Raw genomic sequence first — 16,679 nt, 5'->3', positions numbered from 1 at the left:
CTTTCGACAGTAGGGCCAAGCGCTTGGGCCTGGACCGGCGCAGTTTTCACGGGCGTTCGGATGCCCTCGGCCTCGAAGGCGTTCAACAGACGGCGATTGAACTCACGCCCGACCTCCCACTGGTCCCGTGGCCTCGTGGTGATGCGGGCCTTCAGATGGATCGCGTTGTCGGTCAGCCGGTCCACGCCCAGCACTTCGAACGGCCGGTTGATGCGCGCGGCGTAGGCCGGATCCGCCGCCATCGCCTCCCCAACCTGACGGATCACCGCCAACGCCTTGTCGACATCCGTATCGTAGCTGATCGGCGCCTCCACCAGATAGGCGGAGAAATCCTTGCTTCGGTTATGGATCACCTGGGCTTCGCTGTAGGGGAAGATGTGCAGGGTGGCATCGACGTCGCGCAGGCGGATCGTGCGCAGCGTCATGGCCTCGACCACGCCCGCCGAGGTTCCAATCCGCACGTTGTCGCCCACCGAAACCACATCCTCGGCGACCAGAAACAGGCCGGTAAGGAAGTCCTTCACCAGGGTCTGCGCGCCGAAGCCCAGCGCAATGCCGAGCACCCCGGCGCTGGCCAGAACGGGCCCGACATTGACCCCGAGTTCGGTCATCAGGGTCAGCACCCCGGTGATGAGGATCGCGATTTGGGCGAACCCCTTGAGCAAAGGCCGCAAGGTCCGAAGCTGCGCCGCCTTTCGCGCTTCATCACTGCGACGCGCGAACCCGCCCACGGTTCGATCTATCGCCAGGCCGCTGAGTTCGATCAGGCCAATGGTGATGACCATCACCACAACTAGGCGGGCCAACCGGCCGCCAAGGTCAGCCCCTAACAGGGAGAGCGCATCGAGTCCCCATACGCCCAGGATGGCCACCCCAGCGGCGACGGCCGCCACCAGACGTAAGATGGTCCAGGTCAGTCGCGTCGCCTCGGCGACCCGGGCCTTGCCCATGGCGTCATCGGCCAATCCCGGCCGGGCGAGCAGGCGGTCAAGCGCCCGCCCCAGCAGCCACACCCCCAACGCAGCGCCGACGGCGATGGCCAGCGACAGTGCAATGCTCGTGGTGATCTCCTCAGCGCTCATGGCCGCCACGTGACGGGCAAGCTCGTCCAGGCCATCAACCAGTCGGTCAATAGGCGCAGGCGCGGCAGGACCGGGGGTCGAAGGCGCCGTGGGCTCGGCCATGGACTTAACCGCCCTGCCCCATCCGGATCGCGGCAGAGCGGGCGTGCGCCGGCAGCCCTTCAGCCTCAGCCAGGACAATCGCCGCCGGCGCCAGAGCCGCGAATGCGGCGGCGTCGCACTTCAGAATTGAGGTGCGCTTGAGGAAGTCGAAGAGGGAAAGACCGGAGGAGAACCGCGCCGCCCGGCTGGTCGGCAGCACGTGATTTGATCCGGCAACATAGTCGCCCAGCGCCTCCGGCGCATAGCGGCCGAGGAAGATCGCTCCGGCATGGCGCACCTGATCAGCCAGCCGCTCGGGAGCATCCAGGGCGAACTCCACATGCTCGGGGGCAATCTGGTTGACGAGGTCCGGGGCGGCTTCGAGCGGCGCCAGCACTGTGGCGCCGTGGGTGGTCCAGGATGCGCGCGCCGCCTCTGACGTCGCCAATCCAGAAAGTTGCGACTCGATCGCGGCAGCGACTGCGTCTGCAAAAGCCTCGTCATCTGTGATCAGGATCGACTGCGCGGCGGGGTCGTGCTCGGCCTGCGAGAGCAGGTCGGCGGCGATCCAGTCCGGCCGGTTGGCGCCGTCCGCCACCACGACGATCTCCGATGGCCCCGCCAGGGCGTCGATGCCGACCACGCCGTAGACCTGCCGCTTGGCGGCGGTGACATAGGCGTTGCCCGGTCCGACGATCTTGTCCACCGGACGGATCGGACCGGCGCCAAAGGCCAGGGCGCCCACCGCCTGAGCCCCGCCCACTCGCCAGATTTCGCTCACGCCCGCCGCCTTGGCCGCCGCCAGCACCGCCGGCTGCAATCGGCCAGGCGGGGTCACCATTGCGATCCGGCCGACTCCGGCGGCTGCGGCAGGCACGGCGTTCATCAGCACGGTGGAGGGATAGGCCGCGCGACCGCCGGGCACATAGATCCCGACCGAATCGAGCGCCGTCCAGCGCCATCCCAGTTGCACGCCCGCGGCGTCGGTGAAGCTCTGATCCGAGGGCCGTTGGCGTTCATGATAGGCGCGGATGCGGTCGGCCGCGAAGGCGATGGCCTCGCGCACATCGACAGGACAGGCGGCGACACCGGCCTCGATTTCCGCTTCGGAAACCCGCGCATCGGCCTCGGTGATCGCGGTCCGGTCAAAGGCTTCCGAGTAGCGCGCCACCGCCGCAAAGCCCTCGCGCCGCACCGCCTGGAGCACCTCTCGCACCGCGCCGTCCACGTCGGTCGGCGTCTCCCGGCGTTCGTCGAGGAACGCGGCGAAGGCGGCGGCGAAACTCGGATCGGTATGGCGGAACTTGCGCATGGCGCGCCATTTAGCGTCCGGATGGCTCATGCGCCATGCCGCGCGGAGGCATTCGGTTCAGGCTTGGTGATCCGGAGCGCGCGGAGTCGGCCAGGGATCAGACACATCCACCAGCATCAGATCCAGGCATTCCACTTCCGCGCGCAGATCGCCGCCACCGGCGAAGGTCAAGGTCAGAACGCCACCAGGCGGCTCGTCGGGATCAAACGCGATGGACAGCAGCGAGATCACGGCGTCCACCCGATCCCGGCGGATACGTCGCGCCTTCAGCGACAGCACGCCGCCTACCTGAAGTCCGGCGCGCACCCGCTGGCGCTTGGCGCCTTCCCAGCGAAACCGGTTGAATCCGATGGTCAGACGGCGGCCCCGCGGGTCGTATTCGATGTCGCCGACCCGCGCGATGGCGTCCTGCAACGCCGCCGACAAAACCGCGAGATCGTCCTTGTCCTCTGCCAGAAGGCGCAGCGGCGTACGCTCTGCCATACTTAGTCTGCGGCCTCCTCGACCGGCTCGCCTCGTAAACGACGCACCTGGGCCCCACAGGCCCCGAGCTTCTCTTCAAGGCGTTCGAAACCGCGGTCCAGATGATAGACCCGGTTCACGATGGTTTCGCCCTTGGCCGCCAGTCCAGCGATCACCAGGCTGACCGAAGCGCGCAGATCGGTGGCCATCACCTGGGCGCCGTTGAGGCCCGCCACGCCGCGCACTCGGGCTTCACCGCCCTGTACCGAGATATCGGCCCCCAGCCGCGCCAGCTCGGGCACGTGCATGAACCGGTTCTCGAAAATCGTCTCACGGATCACGCTCTCGCCGTCGGCCAGCGTCATCAGCGCCATGAACTGCGCCTGCAGGTCCGTGGCGAAGCCGGGATAGGGATCCGTGGTGATTTCGACCGCCTTCAGCCGCTCCGGTCCGCGCCGGATCGTCATCCCGTCGGCGTGCTCGGCGACGTCCACGCCCGCTTCGCGCATCTTCTCGATCAAGGCGGTGATCAGGTCGGCGCGGGTGCCGGTCAGCCGGACCTCTCCGCCGGCCATGGCGGCGGCCAGAGCATAGGTCCCAGTCTCGATCCGGTCGGGCAGCACCGGATGCGTGGCGCCGGTCAAGCGGCTTACGCCGGTCACCCGTATCGTCGGCGTCCCGGCCCCGCTCACCTTGGCTCCCATCCGGTTGAGGCAATCAGCCAGGTCAGTAATCTCCGGCTCGCAGGCGGCGTTGCCGATCACGGTCTCGCCCTCAGCCAGAACGGCGGCCAGCAGGGTGTGCTCTGTCGCGCCAACCGAGACGAACGGAAAGCTGATCTCGCCGCCCTTCAGGCCGCGCGGCGCCTGGGCGTAGACATAACCCTCGTGCAGGTCGATCCGCGCGCCCAGCGCCTCCAGCGCCTTGAGGTGCAAATCGACCGGTCGCGCCCCGATGGAGCATCCGCCCGGCAACGAAACCTTAGCCTGTCCCGTTCGGGCCAGCAGGGGCCCAAGCACGTTGAACGATGCGCGCATCTGGCGGACCAGATCATAGGGTGCAAATCCACTGACGATCTCGCGGGTGGTCAGCACCGTTTCGGGGCCATCCGCCCCATCCTGATCGACCACCTCGGCGCCAAGCCGTTGCAGGAGCCGCCCCAGAAAACGCGTGTCCGCCAGCCGCGGCATGTTGGTCAGCCGCAGCGGCTCGTCAGTGAGCAGACTCGCCGCCATCAGCTTGATGGCCGAGTTCTTGGCGCCGCTGATGGGGATTTCCCCTTCCAGCCGCGCGCCGCCGATGATGGCGATGCGGTCCAAGCGGTGTCCCTAAAGCCCCGTGAGCCGGGCCGAAGAGTCGGCCCGCGCTTGCGGCGGTATCTCTAGCGTGCCGCTTCGCCGACCGCCAAGCGGTCAATCCGTGGAGATCTTGCTGGGTTTCGATGGCGTAGCGGGCGGCGCCTTGCGGCGGCGCAGATTGGACCGCAACGCCTGGGCCAGCCGCGCCTCGCGGCGCGCGGCGTCCGGGCTTAAGGTCGGGGGTCGGGACTTATCGGGACCGGCCATACGCCGCAGGTGTGATCGCGCGGCGTCGCCGTCAAGGCGAATTGGGGCTTCACGCCGCCCGCCACGCCCTATATACGCCGCCCCTTCGCCGCCGTAGCTCAGTGGTAGAGCGCATCCTTGGTAAGGCTGAGGTCGGCAGTTCAATCCTGCCCGGCGGCACCATTTTATTCTCAGTCAGTCGGCGTCGCGGCACGCGCTGCCGTCACGAATCGAGAATTCTCGGCTCAGCGAGCGGGATCAGCTCCTCTCGAACGAACTCGATCCGGCTCAATAGATCCCTAGCGTTCTCCTCTGTTTCGGCCGCAGCGATCGGGTAGCTGTCGTCGAGGTCATCGCCCGCAAGGATATTGTCCGCCCAATCTTGCGCGATGGCGCAGTAGAGCCTCAGCGCAATCGCCGGCGTCGGCGCATCGTCCGTCTCAAAGTGCATCGAGGGGCAGTTTCCCACCACCACCCAACGCTCGGAGTCCTCCAGCTTTCGCGGCGCCACGAACCGGACAAGGAAGAGCGCCAGGATGGATTCAATACCGAATGCGAGGATCAATTCCGCGATAGGCTGAGTGTACGGATCGCGATCAATAAACTCTCGCGCTTTCGCCTCCATCGCCTGAAGACCCTCGACCTCTTCATCGCTCTCGTAGTCGATGTTGATCCCAAACGGGAACCTGGAGGTGTCTACGAACATGGCGAATAACCCTAGATCGCCCACGCCTCCAGTTCAAGAACAAAACCTAAACACGTCTGCATCTAGATGAACACGTCGCCCGGTTTGGATTTCGGATGGTTTCGCTTCCGATACTCCTCATTGCTCCGCCATACGTCCTCCTGGCTCGGCACGCCCATCATATCACTGACGAAATTGTCGAAACTATCGGTTCGGATGCGGCCGCTCAGGATGCCGGTTAGGCCGGTGACAATCCCCAGCGGACCAAATCCGCGGATCGGGGGCGGCTTTGGCTTTTTCGGAGCGTTCGCGGGCGGCTCTACGGTTCCACCAAACGCCTTGGCGATCGCGCGACGCATCGCGAACCTACGGTTGTCTCCTTCGTTCTTGTGTTTGGCGCGATGCTCGTCAGGGTGCATGGGCTCGATGTTGTCGAGCGTATTTGTGCCCCCGTCTGCAATCGCCCGGATGTGGGAGACGTCATAGTCCCTTCCGTCTGGCGTCTGTGGCCACGAGCCCTTCTTCCTGATGTATTCCCTCTTTAGGCGTCGATTTTCGGGATTTCCGACTGGGAAGAGGCGAGCCTCCGAGTCTTCCAAACCGAGGGCGGAAGATGAAATTGCGCCCTCATCCCTGAACATGGCGGCGCGACCCGAAGTGCGGACGGCGCTGTATCCACCGTGACCGTTTCGCATCCACAGAACGTCATCGCCATGGCTGACAGCGTTGGTGAGACCCGCTGCGGGCGCACCTCCGCTCTCACCGACCGGGCCGCCGAAGAAGGCTTCGCGCCGTTCCCGCGCGACAGCTCGCCTCTCCTCCTCAACCTCAGCCGGGCTGCGCCTGTACCAGGCCTCCAGAGCTGTGCCGTGCAGAACTGCGGGATCCACTGGCCTTCTAGGCATCGCGCACCTCCATGATTCCGGTTGGCACGGTGGCGACCCACCCCCTTCGCCCCCCCACTCTCACCGCCGCCCACATCACCGCCCGCCGCCAGGTCGGCACGCCCACCACCGCCATCGCCTCTGCGAAGATCGCGTCAGCCCGGGCGCGACTGAACCGCCCGCCCTCGCCGCCGGTCGCATAGAGCCAGTCGTGCAGGATCGCCGGCCGCGCCCACGGGCCGAGCGGCGGGAACAGGTTCCAAAGACCCCAGGGGATACTGGCGAAGTCGGTCTCGAAGCCTGCGGGCGCGCTGATCGCCTCGTCGCCGTCGGCCGCACCCACCCGGTACTCCAGGGCTTCCAGTAACCGCACACAGGCCCGTCCGCCCCTTCGGCGCCCAGGGACCTCCTCTACCCGGAACGCTCCGGTGATCCGCGCCGGCGCGCTCATCGCGGCGTCTCCTGATCGGGCGCGCAGCGGATCGAGATCGAGGCCGTGGGCGGCGCCAGGCCGCCCAGCGTGCCGACATAGCTGCGTTCACAGCCGCGCAGGTTTTCCAGCAGCTTGGCCGTCGCCGCCGCGTCGGTCCCGCCCAGGCTTGCGCAGCCGGTCAGAGCCATCGCGCCCGCCGACGCCAAAACCGGCCGGCTCGCCGCCCGCAACAGCCCCAGCGCATAGTCGCCGGATCGCGTCCGCGTCAGGACCTGCCGACGCAGCCTCGGATCGAACGAAATGTGGCACCACGAACCCTCTTCAATGATCTGATCGAACGGCAAGTCCGCCGCCGCGAGCGCCCGACACACCCGTGCCGGATCGCCAAAGCCGTGGCAGTTGAAGTCCACCGCATAGCCCTTCAGGTGGGCCGACGTCCGGGCGCCGCCTACGCGGCGGTTGAGCTCGGGCGAGCGATATCCGCTGGTCACGGTGATCACCCGGTCATCCAGTTCGGCCCGCACCCCCTCCATGCGCCGCGCGGTCTCGCGCAGCGTCTTAATCACCTGCGCAGGTGGCCGGTTGTCGATGTCGCGGTGTTGCGTGACGCAAAGTTCCTCCAGGGTGAAATTGGGCGACAGTCGGGTGGTCATGCCGGCCTCCGGGGCTGGGGTTGGGGGTCCATTTGGGGCTCGAGCCGCGCGCTCGACGGCGGCGGCTCAGGGGGATGCGGATGCGGCGGGTCGGCGTGGCCCGACCAGATCTGCGCGAGCGCCCAGGCCAACAGAGCGGCCGTGACGCCCCAGGCCCGCGCCTTGAGGGCTTCCACGGCCCTTAGCGTCGAGCCCGCCGCCGCTCGGATCTCGCCAAGACGCTCCTCGCAACGAGTCTCATGGTCGTGGAGGCGTTGTTCGACGGCCGCCAACCGTTCGCTGAGCGCGGCCATCAGGTCTTCACCCCGACGCTGCCGCCGAAGGTGATGCCCTTGGTCTTCTCAACAGTCTGGTCCGACTTGACGCCGGCCTCCGTCTCACCGGCGAAGAGGCCGATGGGCAGCCCCTGCAGCATGGCGACGATCTGCTGGGTGCTGGTCACGGGCGCGCTAAGTTGCGCCTGCTCGATGCCGCGTTGTGTAGCCCCCACCGCGCCCAGCGTCTCGATGTTGGCCCTGCGGTTAGCGTCCAGCCCGTTGGCCAGCCACGCCAGCTGATCGGCGACGGTCAACTGGCGCGCGCCGAGCCCTTCGGCGAGAGCGATCTTTTGCGCCCTGTCCTGCAGCGCCAGTTGAGCGTTCGCGATCCGGGCCTGGGTCGCCCGGTCAGCGTCGCCTTGGGCGGCGCCCAGCGCGGTTTGCCAGCCTGACGACCGGAGCCCACCCAACGCGCTCGCCCGCGCCCGCGCCAGTTCGCCCTCGGTGGCGCTCCGCGTCAGGGCGGCGCCCGAGCCGCCGAACGCACCCGCGCCAGCCAGCTCCAGATCCTGCCGCGCCCGGGTCCGACCGGCGTCTTCGTCAAGATCCGCGGCGGTCGCATCCACCACCTGGCTCAGATAGGGATTCAGGTAGCGGTCGGTGTAGTCATAAGCCTTGCCGCCCGAAGCGAACGGCGTCGCCGCCTCCTGAAACGGCTTGGCCCAGCCGCCGTCCGCCGCGGCGCGCGTCAAGTCCACCGCCTGGCCATATACACCGTCGTAGCCGCCCAGATCGCCGGTCCGGTGCGCAGCTTCGATCTGCAGCGGATGCCTTGGCGCCACATCCGCTGCGGGATTGCGGCTAAGCAGGCTCTCCACCCGCCCCGCGGCGCCTTCGGTCAAGGACGTCGCCCAACCCGGCAATGTTGGGGTCCGAGTGTTGGAAAACGTGCCGCTCGACGTGGTGGTCGTCTTGCTCTTGTTGCCGCTGAAACTCAGTCCCCGGGGTGGAAACGCCATCGGAGTTCTCCTTGAAATCTGTCAGGCCGCGCCGGCCGGCGCGGCGTCGAACATCGGCTTGCCGATCCGGCAGCCGGTAGGTGCGCTCTCTCCGGAGACACGCAGCTTGAAGAGCCTTCCCGCAATCAGCAGATCCGCCTTGGCCGTGCCGGGCGCCAGCGTCACCGCCTGGCGCGCGGTCTCCGGCCCTTGCGGATGCAGCCGGGCGACCGCCTCCACGGTCACGGGACCGGCCTGATCTCGGAAGTCGGGCCAGAGGCCGCGGATCAGCAAGGTCTGCTCAGGGTCCAGGTGCGCATCGGCGGTCTCGATCCGCCAGGAGAACGGCGCGCCGTCCGCCGAGCGCCCCTTCTCATGCAGATGGATCGCGCCGCCCGGCGTGGCGGCGATCGGGTAGGCCGAGGGCCCGGCGTCCACAAACGCGCTGCGCGCCATCTCGCCGCGATGCCAGGCGCCGGCGTCCGCGCCGCTGACCGCAAGCGCCAGATATCGACTGTTCTCGAATCCGTCGCGCCGATCAGGATAGTCGAACCTGATTTCGCCGAACTCCGCGTTCGACGAGGCCATCACCTTGTCACCCTGGCTGGCAGCCAGTTCCTCTGCGAAATCTCGCCGGATCGGACACGGAATGGGTTCCGGCTCCCCGCCGGGCGCATAGCGATAGAATTGTCGGTCCGGGCTCGCCCAGAACGCGGTCTGGCCGACCACCACCGCGGCGTTCGGTCCGATCAGGCCGCAGTTGCGCCCCACCCGCTCGAACCGCCAGGGCTGGTTGAGCGCGCCGACGAACGCGCCAAGAAACAGTGCGTCGCCTGTCCACACCAACAGGTACGGCCCGCACATTCGGCCCGCCACAATCCGTCCGCCGCCGGTCAGCACATACTCCCGCGCCGTCGAACCGGGGGCCGTCGTCGACCACTGCGTGTTGTCGCGGATCGAGGAGTGGCGGATGCAGAGCGGATTGAAGGTCCCGGAGACCTCCTCGCTGCAGCCCAGCGCGAACACCTGATAGCCACCGCCCAGGGGCGCCACCAGCATGTGGGTCACCTTGGCCGGCGCGCCCGCAAGCGCCACCGCTTTCTGCGCGGTGTTGTTGGTCCAGGCGAAAATGGTCTGCCCACGTGGGCTCGCCAACAGGTGCTGGCCCCAGGCCCCGAACGACCAACTCAGCGGGAAGTAGTCGCCGGCCGAGGCCAACCCGAAGCCGCCGACACCGTAAGCGCCGGTCCCGAAACCCGCCGAACCTGCGCCATGTTCGGCGCCGGCGGTGAAACCGCTGGTCGGCGTGAGGTCGAACATCTCTCCGCCGCGCCACAGCGATAGGCCTGTGTGCGTCCCGAACGCCACATCCAGAACGCCGGCGTTATCGGTCCAAGGGAAGATCCCCCGGCAAACGCCGGCCAAGGTGGCGTTGGTCAGCCGTTCCCATCCGCCGATCGTCTCCGGCCGGCCGAGCCGGAACCGGACGTTGGAACCGTCCGCCCATCGGCCCCCGGCCGCGAAGGTGGTGTCGTCGCCGCTCAGGCCGGGCGGCAGCTCCAGAGGTATCTGCATTGGCAAGGTTCCCGCCGCCGACCGAACGGGCCGGCTTGTTTCGGGGCGCGCGCCCCGGCATTCATCGCGCTCATTGATCAGAGGCCCGGCATGCGCCGGCGCCGCCGCAGGACCGTCCCTTGACCGAGACCAGCACCTCGACCGCCGTCATCCGCGCCGAGCCCGATGGCTACGACATGGGCAAGACCAAGCTCATGGGTCGCCAGGCCGCGGGCCATGGCTTCCTGCGCGCCGCCGTCATGGGCCGGGGCGAGCATCCGATCTTTGGCTACACGCCCTCACAGGGTTCGGCCCGCGGCTTCGAACGCATCGTCGGCGAGATCGATCCGACAGCCCGCTTTCAGTGGATGCCGGCCGACCAGCTGGAGCGGCTGGGCGAGGTGGGCGTGCTCTATCTCGCCGACATCACCGTCGCCACGCACGCGCGCCTGCGCCTCCGGGCCGGGGTCGGCGCCTTCTCCCTCTGCGGCGTGACTCACACCACCGCCAGCGCCGGCGCCATGGATGAGATCGTTGGTCTGTTGCGTGAGCCGGTCGCACCTTGGGATGCGCTGGTCTGCACCTCTACCTCGGTCGTCGAAACCGTCCGTCGGATCCATGAGGCCGAGGCGGACTATCTGCGCTGGCGGCTGGGCCCTGAGGTCCGCATCCAAGGGCCGCAACTCCCGCTTATTCCGCTCGGCGTTCACTGCGATGACTTCGAGATCACGCCGGAGGCCCGCGCCGAGGCCCGCGCGGAGCTCGGTCTGGATGACGACGTCACGGTCGGCCTCTTCGTCGGTCGCCTCGTGTTTCACGCCAAGGCCCACCCCTTCCCGATGTTCCGAGGCTTCCAGCTCGCCGCCGAGCGCACGGGCCGCAAGCTGGCCCTCATCCTCTCGGGCTGGTTCCCCAACAAGGGCGTTGAGGACGCCTTTATCCAGGGCGCCGCTCAGTTCGCACCCGACGTTCAGCTGATCGTCCTTGAGGGGCGCGAGGCTGCCGCCAAGGCGCGCGCCTGGGGCGCGGCCGACCTCTTCGTGTCGCTCTCCGACAACATTCAGGAGACCTTTGGCCTTACCCCCGTTGAAGCCATGGCCGCCGGTCTGCCGCTCGTCGTCTCCGACTGGAACGGCTACCGCGACACGGTTCGCGACGGCATCGACGGCGTCCGGGTGCCCACCGCGGCCCCGGCGCTGGGCGGCGGCCAGGCTCTGGTCCGCGCGCTGGAGACCGGCGGCTTCAACTACGATCAGTATTGCTGGGCCACCGCCGCCACGATCTCGGTCGACATCGAAGGCGTCGCCGCCGCCGTGGCCGCCATGGCCGTCTCGCCGGACCTCCGCCGACGCATGGGCGAGGCCGGCCGCCAACGGGCGCGCGACGTCTATGACTGGCCGGTCGTCTATCGCCAGTACCAGGCGCTCTGGGCCGAGCTGAACGCCCGGCGCAAAGCCGACACCGCCAACCCGGAGATCGCCGCGCGCCTCAAGGCCGCGCCCACCTCAGGCGCCAGCCGCCTGGATCCCTTCAACGCCTTCGGCCACTACGCCACCCGTGCGCTCGGCCCATCCGCACGACTAGAACTGATCCCAGGCGCTGACTCTCAGACGCTTCGGGCCATTCTCAATCACGGCCTCTTCAGCGCCCTGTTATCGCCCCACGATCACATGGAGCGCGCCTTCGCCGCCATCGCCGCCCAACCCGGCCTCACCGCCCGAGACTGCGCCACCGCCATCGGCGTCCCAGTCCCCGGAACGATCCGCGCGATCGGGTTGCTGATGAAGGTGGGTCTGGTGCGGCGCGTTTAGGGGCGTCACCGGACTTCAACCGGTGATCGATCTTGGCCCCCCGCAAAGCTCCTCCTCGACCTTTTCGATCACGGCGTTCCAGTCGCCTAGTTGCGGCTGACGGAACAGGCGGACGGAATTGTACCAAGGGCTGTCGTTTCGGTCCCGCAGCCAGCGCCAGTCGCCTACGAATGGCAGCATCACCCAGCACCTCTTCCCCAAAGCGCCGGCCAGATGTGCCACTGACGTGTCGACCGTAATCACCAAATCGAGACCGCTGATAATCTGGGCGGTATCCAGGAAATCGTTAGCGCCAGTCACCGCGGGATCCAGGGACCTAACGTTGGGCAGGGTTTCCAAGCGACGGGCCAAATCGCTCGGAAGTGATCGATTCCGATCGTTTGGGTGACCCGGACTGCCCTTTGTGACCAACCCGATCCCCCCGTCCCGGCCTTGGGAGGAAAGGTAGGTGCCCCCATTGAGCGCTTCTAGACTCACGCCAAGCCGGTACGGAAGGGAAGCTATCGAGATCCAAGCGTCACAGCGTGGGATGCTCGCTGCCCCACCAGCTTCGACTACCGTCGCGCCAGTTTGAGCGAACAGCCTCGCCAATGGGGGTGGCGCAACTAACACTGTCTGTGTTCCGGTCCGCACCAAGTCGCGCACAAAACGCGCGTACATGATCTGATCGCCGAAGCCTTGCTCTGGAACAACGAGCAGTCGGCCAATGGGCTGTCCATTCCATTCAGGGTAGGGCAACCTTTGCAAAGGAGCCACGGCCGCTGCCTTGGATTCCCTCAGTTCATGGAGCTTCCATCCGGCATCGAAGTCTCCATTTCGGAGTAGCAGATAGCCAAGTCTCCGTAAAATTCGAGGCTCACCCGGAAATCGTATCGAACCCGCGATGTAGGTCTCGATCGCTTCGTCAAAGCTACCCCGGTTCTCCTGAATTGAACCTAGATTGACGCTTGCTGAAACAATATTCGATCGCTCCACAAGCGAACGAAACATGGACTCCGCTTCCGAAATTCGGTTATTCTGGTAGTGATTTATTGCAGCATCGAAGATTTCCATTGCTCGAACTTCACTCAACACATCACCAGGATGTGAATGTGTCATGGTCGGCCTCTGGGAGTTTCAATTGACCCTAACAAGGTACAAGAGCAAGCGGCCCTCTGCACCCGCTTGTGATCCGACCGTCGTGCTTCCAGCACCACCTCCACCAAGGGTGGGACCTACTCCGCCTACACTTCCCCCTCGTCCTTGCGTCAAGCCAATGATCCTGGATTTGAAGCCCGCAGGTCCGCCGCCACCTCCCGCTCCGCCAGAGCCAAGCCCGCCAGTACCGCCGCCATCTTGGCCGCTGCCCCCATTGGTTGAGGATGCACCGCCTTGGCCCCCAATCGAGGTCGCCTTGACGGCGGGCCCATAACCGCTGCCGCCGCTACCGCCGAATCCGCTCCCGCCCTGTCCGCCTGTCCCGACTAGAACTGAGCCGTCAGGAAGGCGCGCCCATGAGTCACCACCAGGAGACCCAGCGCCCATACCACTTGCGATGGCAGCTCCACCAACGCCAATCTGGTACTCAATCTTCTGTCCCTGAAAGAAGCGTCGGCGAGCTAGGATAGAGCCACCACCTCCGCCGCCAGGCGAGCTTCCTCCAACACTTGAGTGCCCGGAACCACCCGCGCCCCAGAGCATGATGGTTGCTTGGCAATCGAACGGAAGTGTGTAGCTGCCCACGCCCACACCGTTCAGATCGACGATCCCACCCAGCATCACCCCGACCGTCTGTCGCTTCCCCCTCAACCCTTGCCCCACCAGGCCCCTGAGTGGTTGTCCCTGCATCAGTAGTCCGCCCACTCGGTGGTGAAGGCGATCTGCTTTGTAGCGCCGATGGCGGCGTAGAGTTTCTCGCCGGCCGCCAGGATCAGGGGGTTGTCGTCGGAGTAACCGAAGTCCGTCGCCGGCGCCTCGGTGGTCTGCGCCATGGTGTAGGCCGCCATCCGTGAGGAGCGGAAAAACCGCTTGGTCGTCCCGCTCCCATCACCATCCCGAAAGAGCTGGAGTTGGGTGTCAGCCACGGTCTCCAGTGGGATGGCCGAGGCCCGGGTCAGCCGCGCGCCATTGGCCCCGGCGGTGGCGATCACCAGGATGTTGGTCGGCGCGGAATAGTTGGTGTTGGCGGTGGTGCAGAGCGCGCCGCCGCTCCTGGGGCCTTGCGGCGTCACAATGCTGTTGGGGGTTACGGGCATGGGTCCGGATCTCCTGTCTTGCGGGTTTTCAGAGGGCGACGGCCATGGCGACGGCCAGGCCCTTCACGGCCGCGCCGTAGTCGGCGATGTCGGAGGAGGTCACGGCCTGCCAGCTGGCGTTGGCGCCATCGGTGCGGACGAACTTGCCCGCCGCGCCACCCTGGGCCGGCAGGGCTCCCGCGTTGTAGGTCCAGGCCACCCCCGCCACCCAGTCCTTGATCGAAGCGCCGCCATATCCAGGCGTCTTCACCGCCCCGCCGTCGGTGGCCGCCCAGACGACGTCGCCGGCGTCCACGGTCAGAGTTTCCGCGGCGCCGGTCGTCAGCGTCACCGGCCCCGCGCAGGCGTTCCAGACCAGATAGGTCTTGGCCACCGGTGGCAGCGTCACGGTAAAGGGACCCGCGCCGCCGGTGAATTTCAGCGTCGCCGAGCGCGCCTCGTCCGCCGCTCCGTTGGCGGTCGAGAGTGTGACCGGTCCGGTCAGCGGCTTCAGGGTCCAACCGGCGATGGCCCTGTCGGCGTGGGCGAGCGCCGTGTTCAGCTTCTCGCCCCAGAGGTTGATGTTCTCGCCCGTGAACTGCAGCTCCAGGCGGAGCGATGGCGACCAGGATGAAGGCATCAGACGATCACGGCTCCCGTATCTTGGCGGATCCAGTTGGTCCCATCGGAGTGGGCCAGGATGTTGAGATCGCTCACCAGCAGCAGGGTGCGAGGGTGGGCGACGGCGGGCGGCAGACCGGCCTGAGTGGTGGCGAAGATCGGCGTTGGCGCGCCGGGCTGGTTCAGCCGGTCCAGAGCCTCCTTTAGCGCCAGCAGCGGCGCACGCAGCGCCTCCGGGGCCCCCGGGCCGGCGATCAGCATGCGCCCGCCAGCTCCGGCAGGTCGGTGACCAGCCGGCTCGCCGCGCGGCTCCGCGCCGCCTTGGCGTTCAACTCGGCCACCGCCCGCTGCAGTTTGGCTTCATAGGCTTGGGCCAGCTCTCCATCGCGAAGGAACGGACCGGCCTCGCAGAGCGTGGCGAACAGGTAGATGTCGGGCGCCTCATCCAGGAGTGCATTGGTCGGCGCAACGGCCGAAAGCGAGAACGCCCTGAGCATCCTCAGCACGAGTGTCGTCGGCGCTGCGCAAGGCCGATCGAAGGTCACAGCCTGGCCGTCCACAGACCAGGCGGACGGCTCGCCGCGGGCGGTCCATGCCCGTTGACGCGCCGCTTCGACAAACGGCAACTCCTCGCGCCCCTCGGGCCGCACAACCCATAGCCGCAGCGGCTCGGTGAACCCCGCCGGCAGCGGCGCGCTCATAGCGCCCCCTGCGACATGGAGCGTCGCTTCGGTCTCCGAGAGTCGGGTCCGCAGGATGCGGTTCAGCCGCGCTTCGGCGAGCGCGATGAACTCGGGGATGCGCGCGGTCAGGTCCCCGCGCACCAGCCAGCCGGCCGCAGCCGCCTGCAGTTCGGCATAGGTTGAGATGGCCATCGGCCTCTCCGTTTCGAAGGGTTGCTGGTGGACCGGATGGGCGGGCGGCCCGCGTGCTCACGCCGGCCGCCACACCATCATTGCGAAGCCGAACTCATCGATTGGCGAGGCGGCAGGCCAGTTGCGGCCGAATGGTCTTGAAGCCGTAGAGAACATCCAGTCGGCACGGGAAGCGGTCGCTGTTGATGTCGTACTGCCGCACGATCCGCATCGAGATCCCGTCGAACACCTCGCGGGACGCGAAATCCACGCCGCGCGGCATCACCATGTCGGCCGTGGCGAACGCGAACGCGCCCTTCTGATAGGCCAGCGAGATCCCGTGCGCCGTCGAGGCCGCGCCCGCGAAGGTCACCGCCGCGCCGTTGGCCGGCGAGCCCGACACCGTCTGCCCCGCCCCGCTCGTCACAATGGCCGGCGAGATCGGGAACGAGGTCGCCGTGGCGCCGGTCCCCACCACGAACTGCTGCAACACCCCGGTCGCCTGCTTGGTCTCCGGATGCACCCGGAACACGCCGGCGATGGTGATGATATCGCCCGGATTGGGGACCCCGGCTCCGGTCGAGACCGTCAGGGTCGCACCCGTCTGACCTGCGCCGTTCACAACGAAGGCGCCATTCGACGGCCCCCGCGCGTGGCTGGGCCACAACGTGCTCTCCATGAAATCGAACCCCGCCGTCCGGCCCATGTAGCCTTCGCGGTTCTGGGTCGAGATCACGGCCTTGTCGTTGAACAGGCCCTTCAGCCCATCCACCAGGTCCAGATTATCCTGGGTGTTCAGGTTGCAGGTCCGTGCATTGAGCGGCGCCAGATTGTCGACCAGCAGCTTTCGCCCCTCCAGCACCCGGGCGAAGGTCGCTGCGGCGGCCTGGTTGTTCACCTGGCTCCAGACGTCGCGATACATGCTCATGGCGTCGGCCTCGAGGGTCGCCGCCAGCACGCTCATCGCCGGCTCCAGAATCCGGTCGGAAAAGTCGTCCAGGCTCATGGTCAGATCGACCGAGGTGAAGTTCAGGTCGACGCCCTTCTGGGTCTGCACCTTCAGATCCACCGAGCTCTCTGTGGTATCCTGGGCGGAGAGCGTCGCCCCGCTACGCACCACATACTGATTGGGCAGCCTGATTTTCAGGGTGTCACCGACCTTCGCGCCCTGCTGAGCGAAGCGGTCGTCGTAGTCCCGCGTAATCGTTCCCACGAAGCTCAGCTTCTGGTGCAGC

At 67.0% G+C, this 16,679-nt stretch carries 18 protein-coding genes and 1 tRNA gene; 2 read left to right on the top strand and 17 right to left on the bottom strand.

The features are described 5' to 3' along the window. The 4 genes from ACIQ3R_RS06930 to murA all read right to left on the bottom strand — a co-directional run. Positions 1-1,184 (bottom strand): mechanosensitive ion channel family protein (locus tag ACIQ3R_RS06930; RefSeq protein WP_397416632.1); only part of this gene is annotated, 1,184 nt, incomplete at its 3' end. Between the two features lie 4 nt (positions 1,185-1,188). Continuing rightward, positions 1,189-2,475 (bottom strand): histidinol dehydrogenase, encoded by a 1,287-nt coding sequence (hisD, locus tag ACIQ3R_RS06925; protein ID WP_397416634.1) that lies wholly within the window; start codon positions 2,473-2,475, stop codon positions 1,189-1,191. Positions 2,476-2,532: 57 nt separating this feature from the next. Then, positions 2,533-2,958 (bottom strand): DUF2948 family protein, encoded by a 426-nt coding sequence (locus tag ACIQ3R_RS06920; protein ID WP_397416629.1) that lies wholly within the window; start codon positions 2,956-2,958, stop codon positions 2,533-2,535. A 2-nt stretch (positions 2,959-2,960) separates the two neighbouring features. Then, entirely contained in the window at positions 2,961-4,256 is a 1,296-nt protein-coding gene (gene murA / locus ACIQ3R_RS06915) for a UDP-N-acetylglucosamine 1-carboxyvinyltransferase (protein ID WP_397416626.1), read from the bottom strand. A 333-nt stretch (positions 4,257-4,589) separates the two neighbouring features. Between murA and ACIQ3R_RS06910 the strand changes: the two genes are divergently transcribed. Further along, positions 4,590-4,664 (top strand) — tRNA-Thr (locus tag ACIQ3R_RS06910). 40 nt (positions 4,665-4,704) lie between these two features. Here ACIQ3R_RS06910 and ACIQ3R_RS06905 read toward each other — a convergent pair. From ACIQ3R_RS06905 to ACIQ3R_RS06875, 7 genes are all read right to left on the bottom strand, one after another. Then, positions 4,705-5,187 carry a hypothetical protein gene (locus tag ACIQ3R_RS06905; protein WP_397416623.1) on the bottom strand — a complete coding sequence of 161 codons (483 nt, stop codon included), beginning with the start codon at positions 5,185-5,187 and terminating at the stop codon, positions 4,705-4,707. Positions 5,188-5,249: 62 nt separating this feature from the next. Beyond that, the gene (locus ACIQ3R_RS06900) at positions 5,250-6,056 is read right to left on the bottom strand and encodes an HNH endonuclease signature motif containing protein (RefSeq protein WP_397416620.1); all 807 of its coding nucleotides are present in this window, start codon (positions 6,054-6,056) and stop codon (positions 5,250-5,252) included. Between the two features lie 7 nt (positions 6,057-6,063). Next, positions 6,064-6,501, bottom strand: coding sequence for a DUF1353 domain-containing protein (locus ACIQ3R_RS06895; RefSeq protein WP_397416617.1), 438 nt, complete (start codon positions 6,499-6,501; stop codon positions 6,064-6,066). Further along, entirely contained in the window at positions 6,498-7,136 is a 639-nt protein-coding gene (locus ACIQ3R_RS06890) for a D-Ala-D-Ala carboxypeptidase family metallohydrolase (protein ID WP_397416614.1), read from the bottom strand. The genes ACIQ3R_RS06895 and ACIQ3R_RS06890 overlap by 4 nt, the downstream gene beginning before the upstream one ends. Then, positions 7,133-7,429, bottom strand: coding sequence for a hypothetical protein (locus ACIQ3R_RS06885; RefSeq protein WP_397416612.1), 297 nt, complete (start codon positions 7,427-7,429; stop codon positions 7,133-7,135). Before ACIQ3R_RS06885 ends, ACIQ3R_RS06890 begins: the two co-directional genes overlap by 4 nt. Next, entirely contained in the window at positions 7,429-8,295 is an 867-nt protein-coding gene (locus ACIQ3R_RS06880; protein WP_397416609.1) for a hypothetical protein, read from the bottom strand. The genes ACIQ3R_RS06885 and ACIQ3R_RS06880 overlap by 1 nt, the downstream gene beginning before the upstream one ends. A gap of 138 nt (positions 8,296-8,433) precedes the next feature. After that, positions 8,434-9,966, bottom strand: a complete 1,533-nt coding sequence (locus ACIQ3R_RS06875; protein ID WP_397416607.1) for a hypothetical protein — start codon at positions 9,964-9,966, stop codon at positions 8,434-8,436. A 119-nt stretch (positions 9,967-10,085) separates the two neighbouring features. On the opposite strand from ACIQ3R_RS06875, the gene ACIQ3R_RS06870 reads away from it, so the two are divergent. After that, a complete protein-coding gene (locus ACIQ3R_RS06870; protein ID WP_397416605.1) occupies positions 10,086-11,756 on the top strand; it encodes a glycosyltransferase family 4 protein in 1,671 nt (556 codons plus the stop codon). A 15-nt stretch (positions 11,757-11,771) separates the two neighbouring features. Here ACIQ3R_RS06870 and ACIQ3R_RS06865 read toward each other — a convergent pair whose 3' ends face one another. The 6 genes from ACIQ3R_RS06865 to ACIQ3R_RS06840 all read right to left on the bottom strand — a co-directional run. Then, a complete protein-coding gene (locus tag ACIQ3R_RS06865) occupies positions 11,772-12,809 on the bottom strand; it encodes a tetratricopeptide repeat protein (protein WP_397416603.1) in 1,038 nt (345 codons plus the stop codon). 773 nt (positions 12,810-13,582) lie between these two features. Beyond that, complete coding sequence (locus ACIQ3R_RS06860) at positions 13,583-13,990, bottom strand: hypothetical protein (RefSeq protein ID WP_397416601.1); 408 nt, start codon at positions 13,988-13,990, stop codon at positions 13,583-13,585. A 28-nt stretch (positions 13,991-14,018) separates the two neighbouring features. Then, positions 14,019-14,609 (bottom strand): hypothetical protein, encoded by a 591-nt coding sequence (locus tag ACIQ3R_RS06855; protein ID WP_397416599.1) that lies wholly within the window; start codon positions 14,607-14,609, stop codon positions 14,019-14,021. After that, positions 14,609-14,851 (bottom strand): hypothetical protein, encoded by a 243-nt coding sequence (locus ACIQ3R_RS06850; RefSeq protein WP_397416596.1) that lies wholly within the window; start codon positions 14,849-14,851, stop codon positions 14,609-14,611. Before ACIQ3R_RS06850 ends, ACIQ3R_RS06855 begins: the two co-directional genes overlap by 1 nt. Further along, positions 14,845-15,465 (bottom strand): hypothetical protein, encoded by a 621-nt coding sequence (locus tag ACIQ3R_RS06845; RefSeq protein WP_397416595.1) that lies wholly within the window; start codon positions 15,463-15,465, stop codon positions 14,845-14,847. Before ACIQ3R_RS06845 ends, ACIQ3R_RS06850 begins: the two co-directional genes overlap by 7 nt. 94 nt (positions 15,466-15,559) lie before the next feature. Continuing rightward, the coding region (locus ACIQ3R_RS06840) for a P22 phage major capsid protein family protein (RefSeq protein ID WP_397416593.1) at positions 15,560-16,679 on the bottom strand (1,120 nt) is incomplete at its 5' end.

This window comes from Phenylobacterium sp., from assembly GCF_044371015.1.
In the GTDB taxonomy this organism is placed as follows: Bacteria; Pseudomonadota; Alphaproteobacteria; order Caulobacterales; family Caulobacteraceae; genus Phenylobacterium.
The sequence above is the reverse complement of the archived record's forward strand: the minus strand, read 5'-3'. Positions and strand labels throughout refer to the sequence as shown.

Excerpts from the sequence above, each read along its gene's own strand:
- hisD (WP_397416634.1), bottom strand. The coding sequence starts at position 2,475 with ATGCGCAAGTTCCGCCATACCGATCCGAGTTTCGCCGCCGCCTTCGCC.
- ACIQ3R_RS06920 (WP_397416629.1), bottom strand. The coding sequence starts at position 2,958 with ATGGCAGAGCGTACGCCGCTGCGCCTTCTGGCAGAGGACAAGGACGAT.
- ACIQ3R_RS06905 (WP_397416623.1), bottom strand. The coding sequence starts at position 5,187 with ATGTTCGTAGACACCTCCAGGTTCCCGTTTGGGATCAACATCGACTAC.
- ACIQ3R_RS06895 (WP_397416617.1), bottom strand. The coding sequence starts at position 6,501 with ATGAGCGCGCCGGCGCGGATCACCGGAGCGTTCCGGGTAGAGGAGGTC.
- ACIQ3R_RS06890 (WP_397416614.1), bottom strand. The coding sequence starts at position 7,136 with ATGACCACCCGACTGTCGCCCAATTTCACCCTGGAGGAACTTTGCGTC.
- ACIQ3R_RS06885 (WP_397416612.1), bottom strand. The coding sequence starts at position 7,429 with ATGGCCGCGCTCAGCGAACGGTTGGCGGCCGTCGAACAACGCCTCCAC.
- ACIQ3R_RS06875 (WP_397416607.1), bottom strand. The coding sequence starts at position 9,966 with ATGCAGATACCTCTGGAGCTGCCGCCCGGCCTGAGCGGCGACGACACC.
- ACIQ3R_RS06865 (WP_397416603.1), bottom strand. The coding sequence starts at position 12,809 with ATGGAAATCTTCGATGCTGCAATAAATCACTACCAGAATAACCGAATT.
- ACIQ3R_RS06860 (WP_397416601.1), bottom strand. The coding sequence starts at position 13,990 with ATGCCCGTAACCCCCAACAGCATTGTGACGCCGCAAGGCCCCAGGAGC.
- ACIQ3R_RS06855 (WP_397416599.1), bottom strand. The coding sequence starts at position 14,609 with ATGCCTTCATCCTGGTCGCCATCGCTCCGCCTGGAGCTGCAGTTCACG.
- ACIQ3R_RS06850 (WP_397416596.1), bottom strand. The coding sequence starts at position 14,851 with ATGCTGATCGCCGGCCCGGGGGCCCCGGAGGCGCTGCGTGCGCCGCTG.
- ACIQ3R_RS06845 (WP_397416595.1), bottom strand. The coding sequence starts at position 15,465 with ATGGCCATCTCAACCTATGCCGAACTGCAGGCGGCTGCGGCCGGCTGG.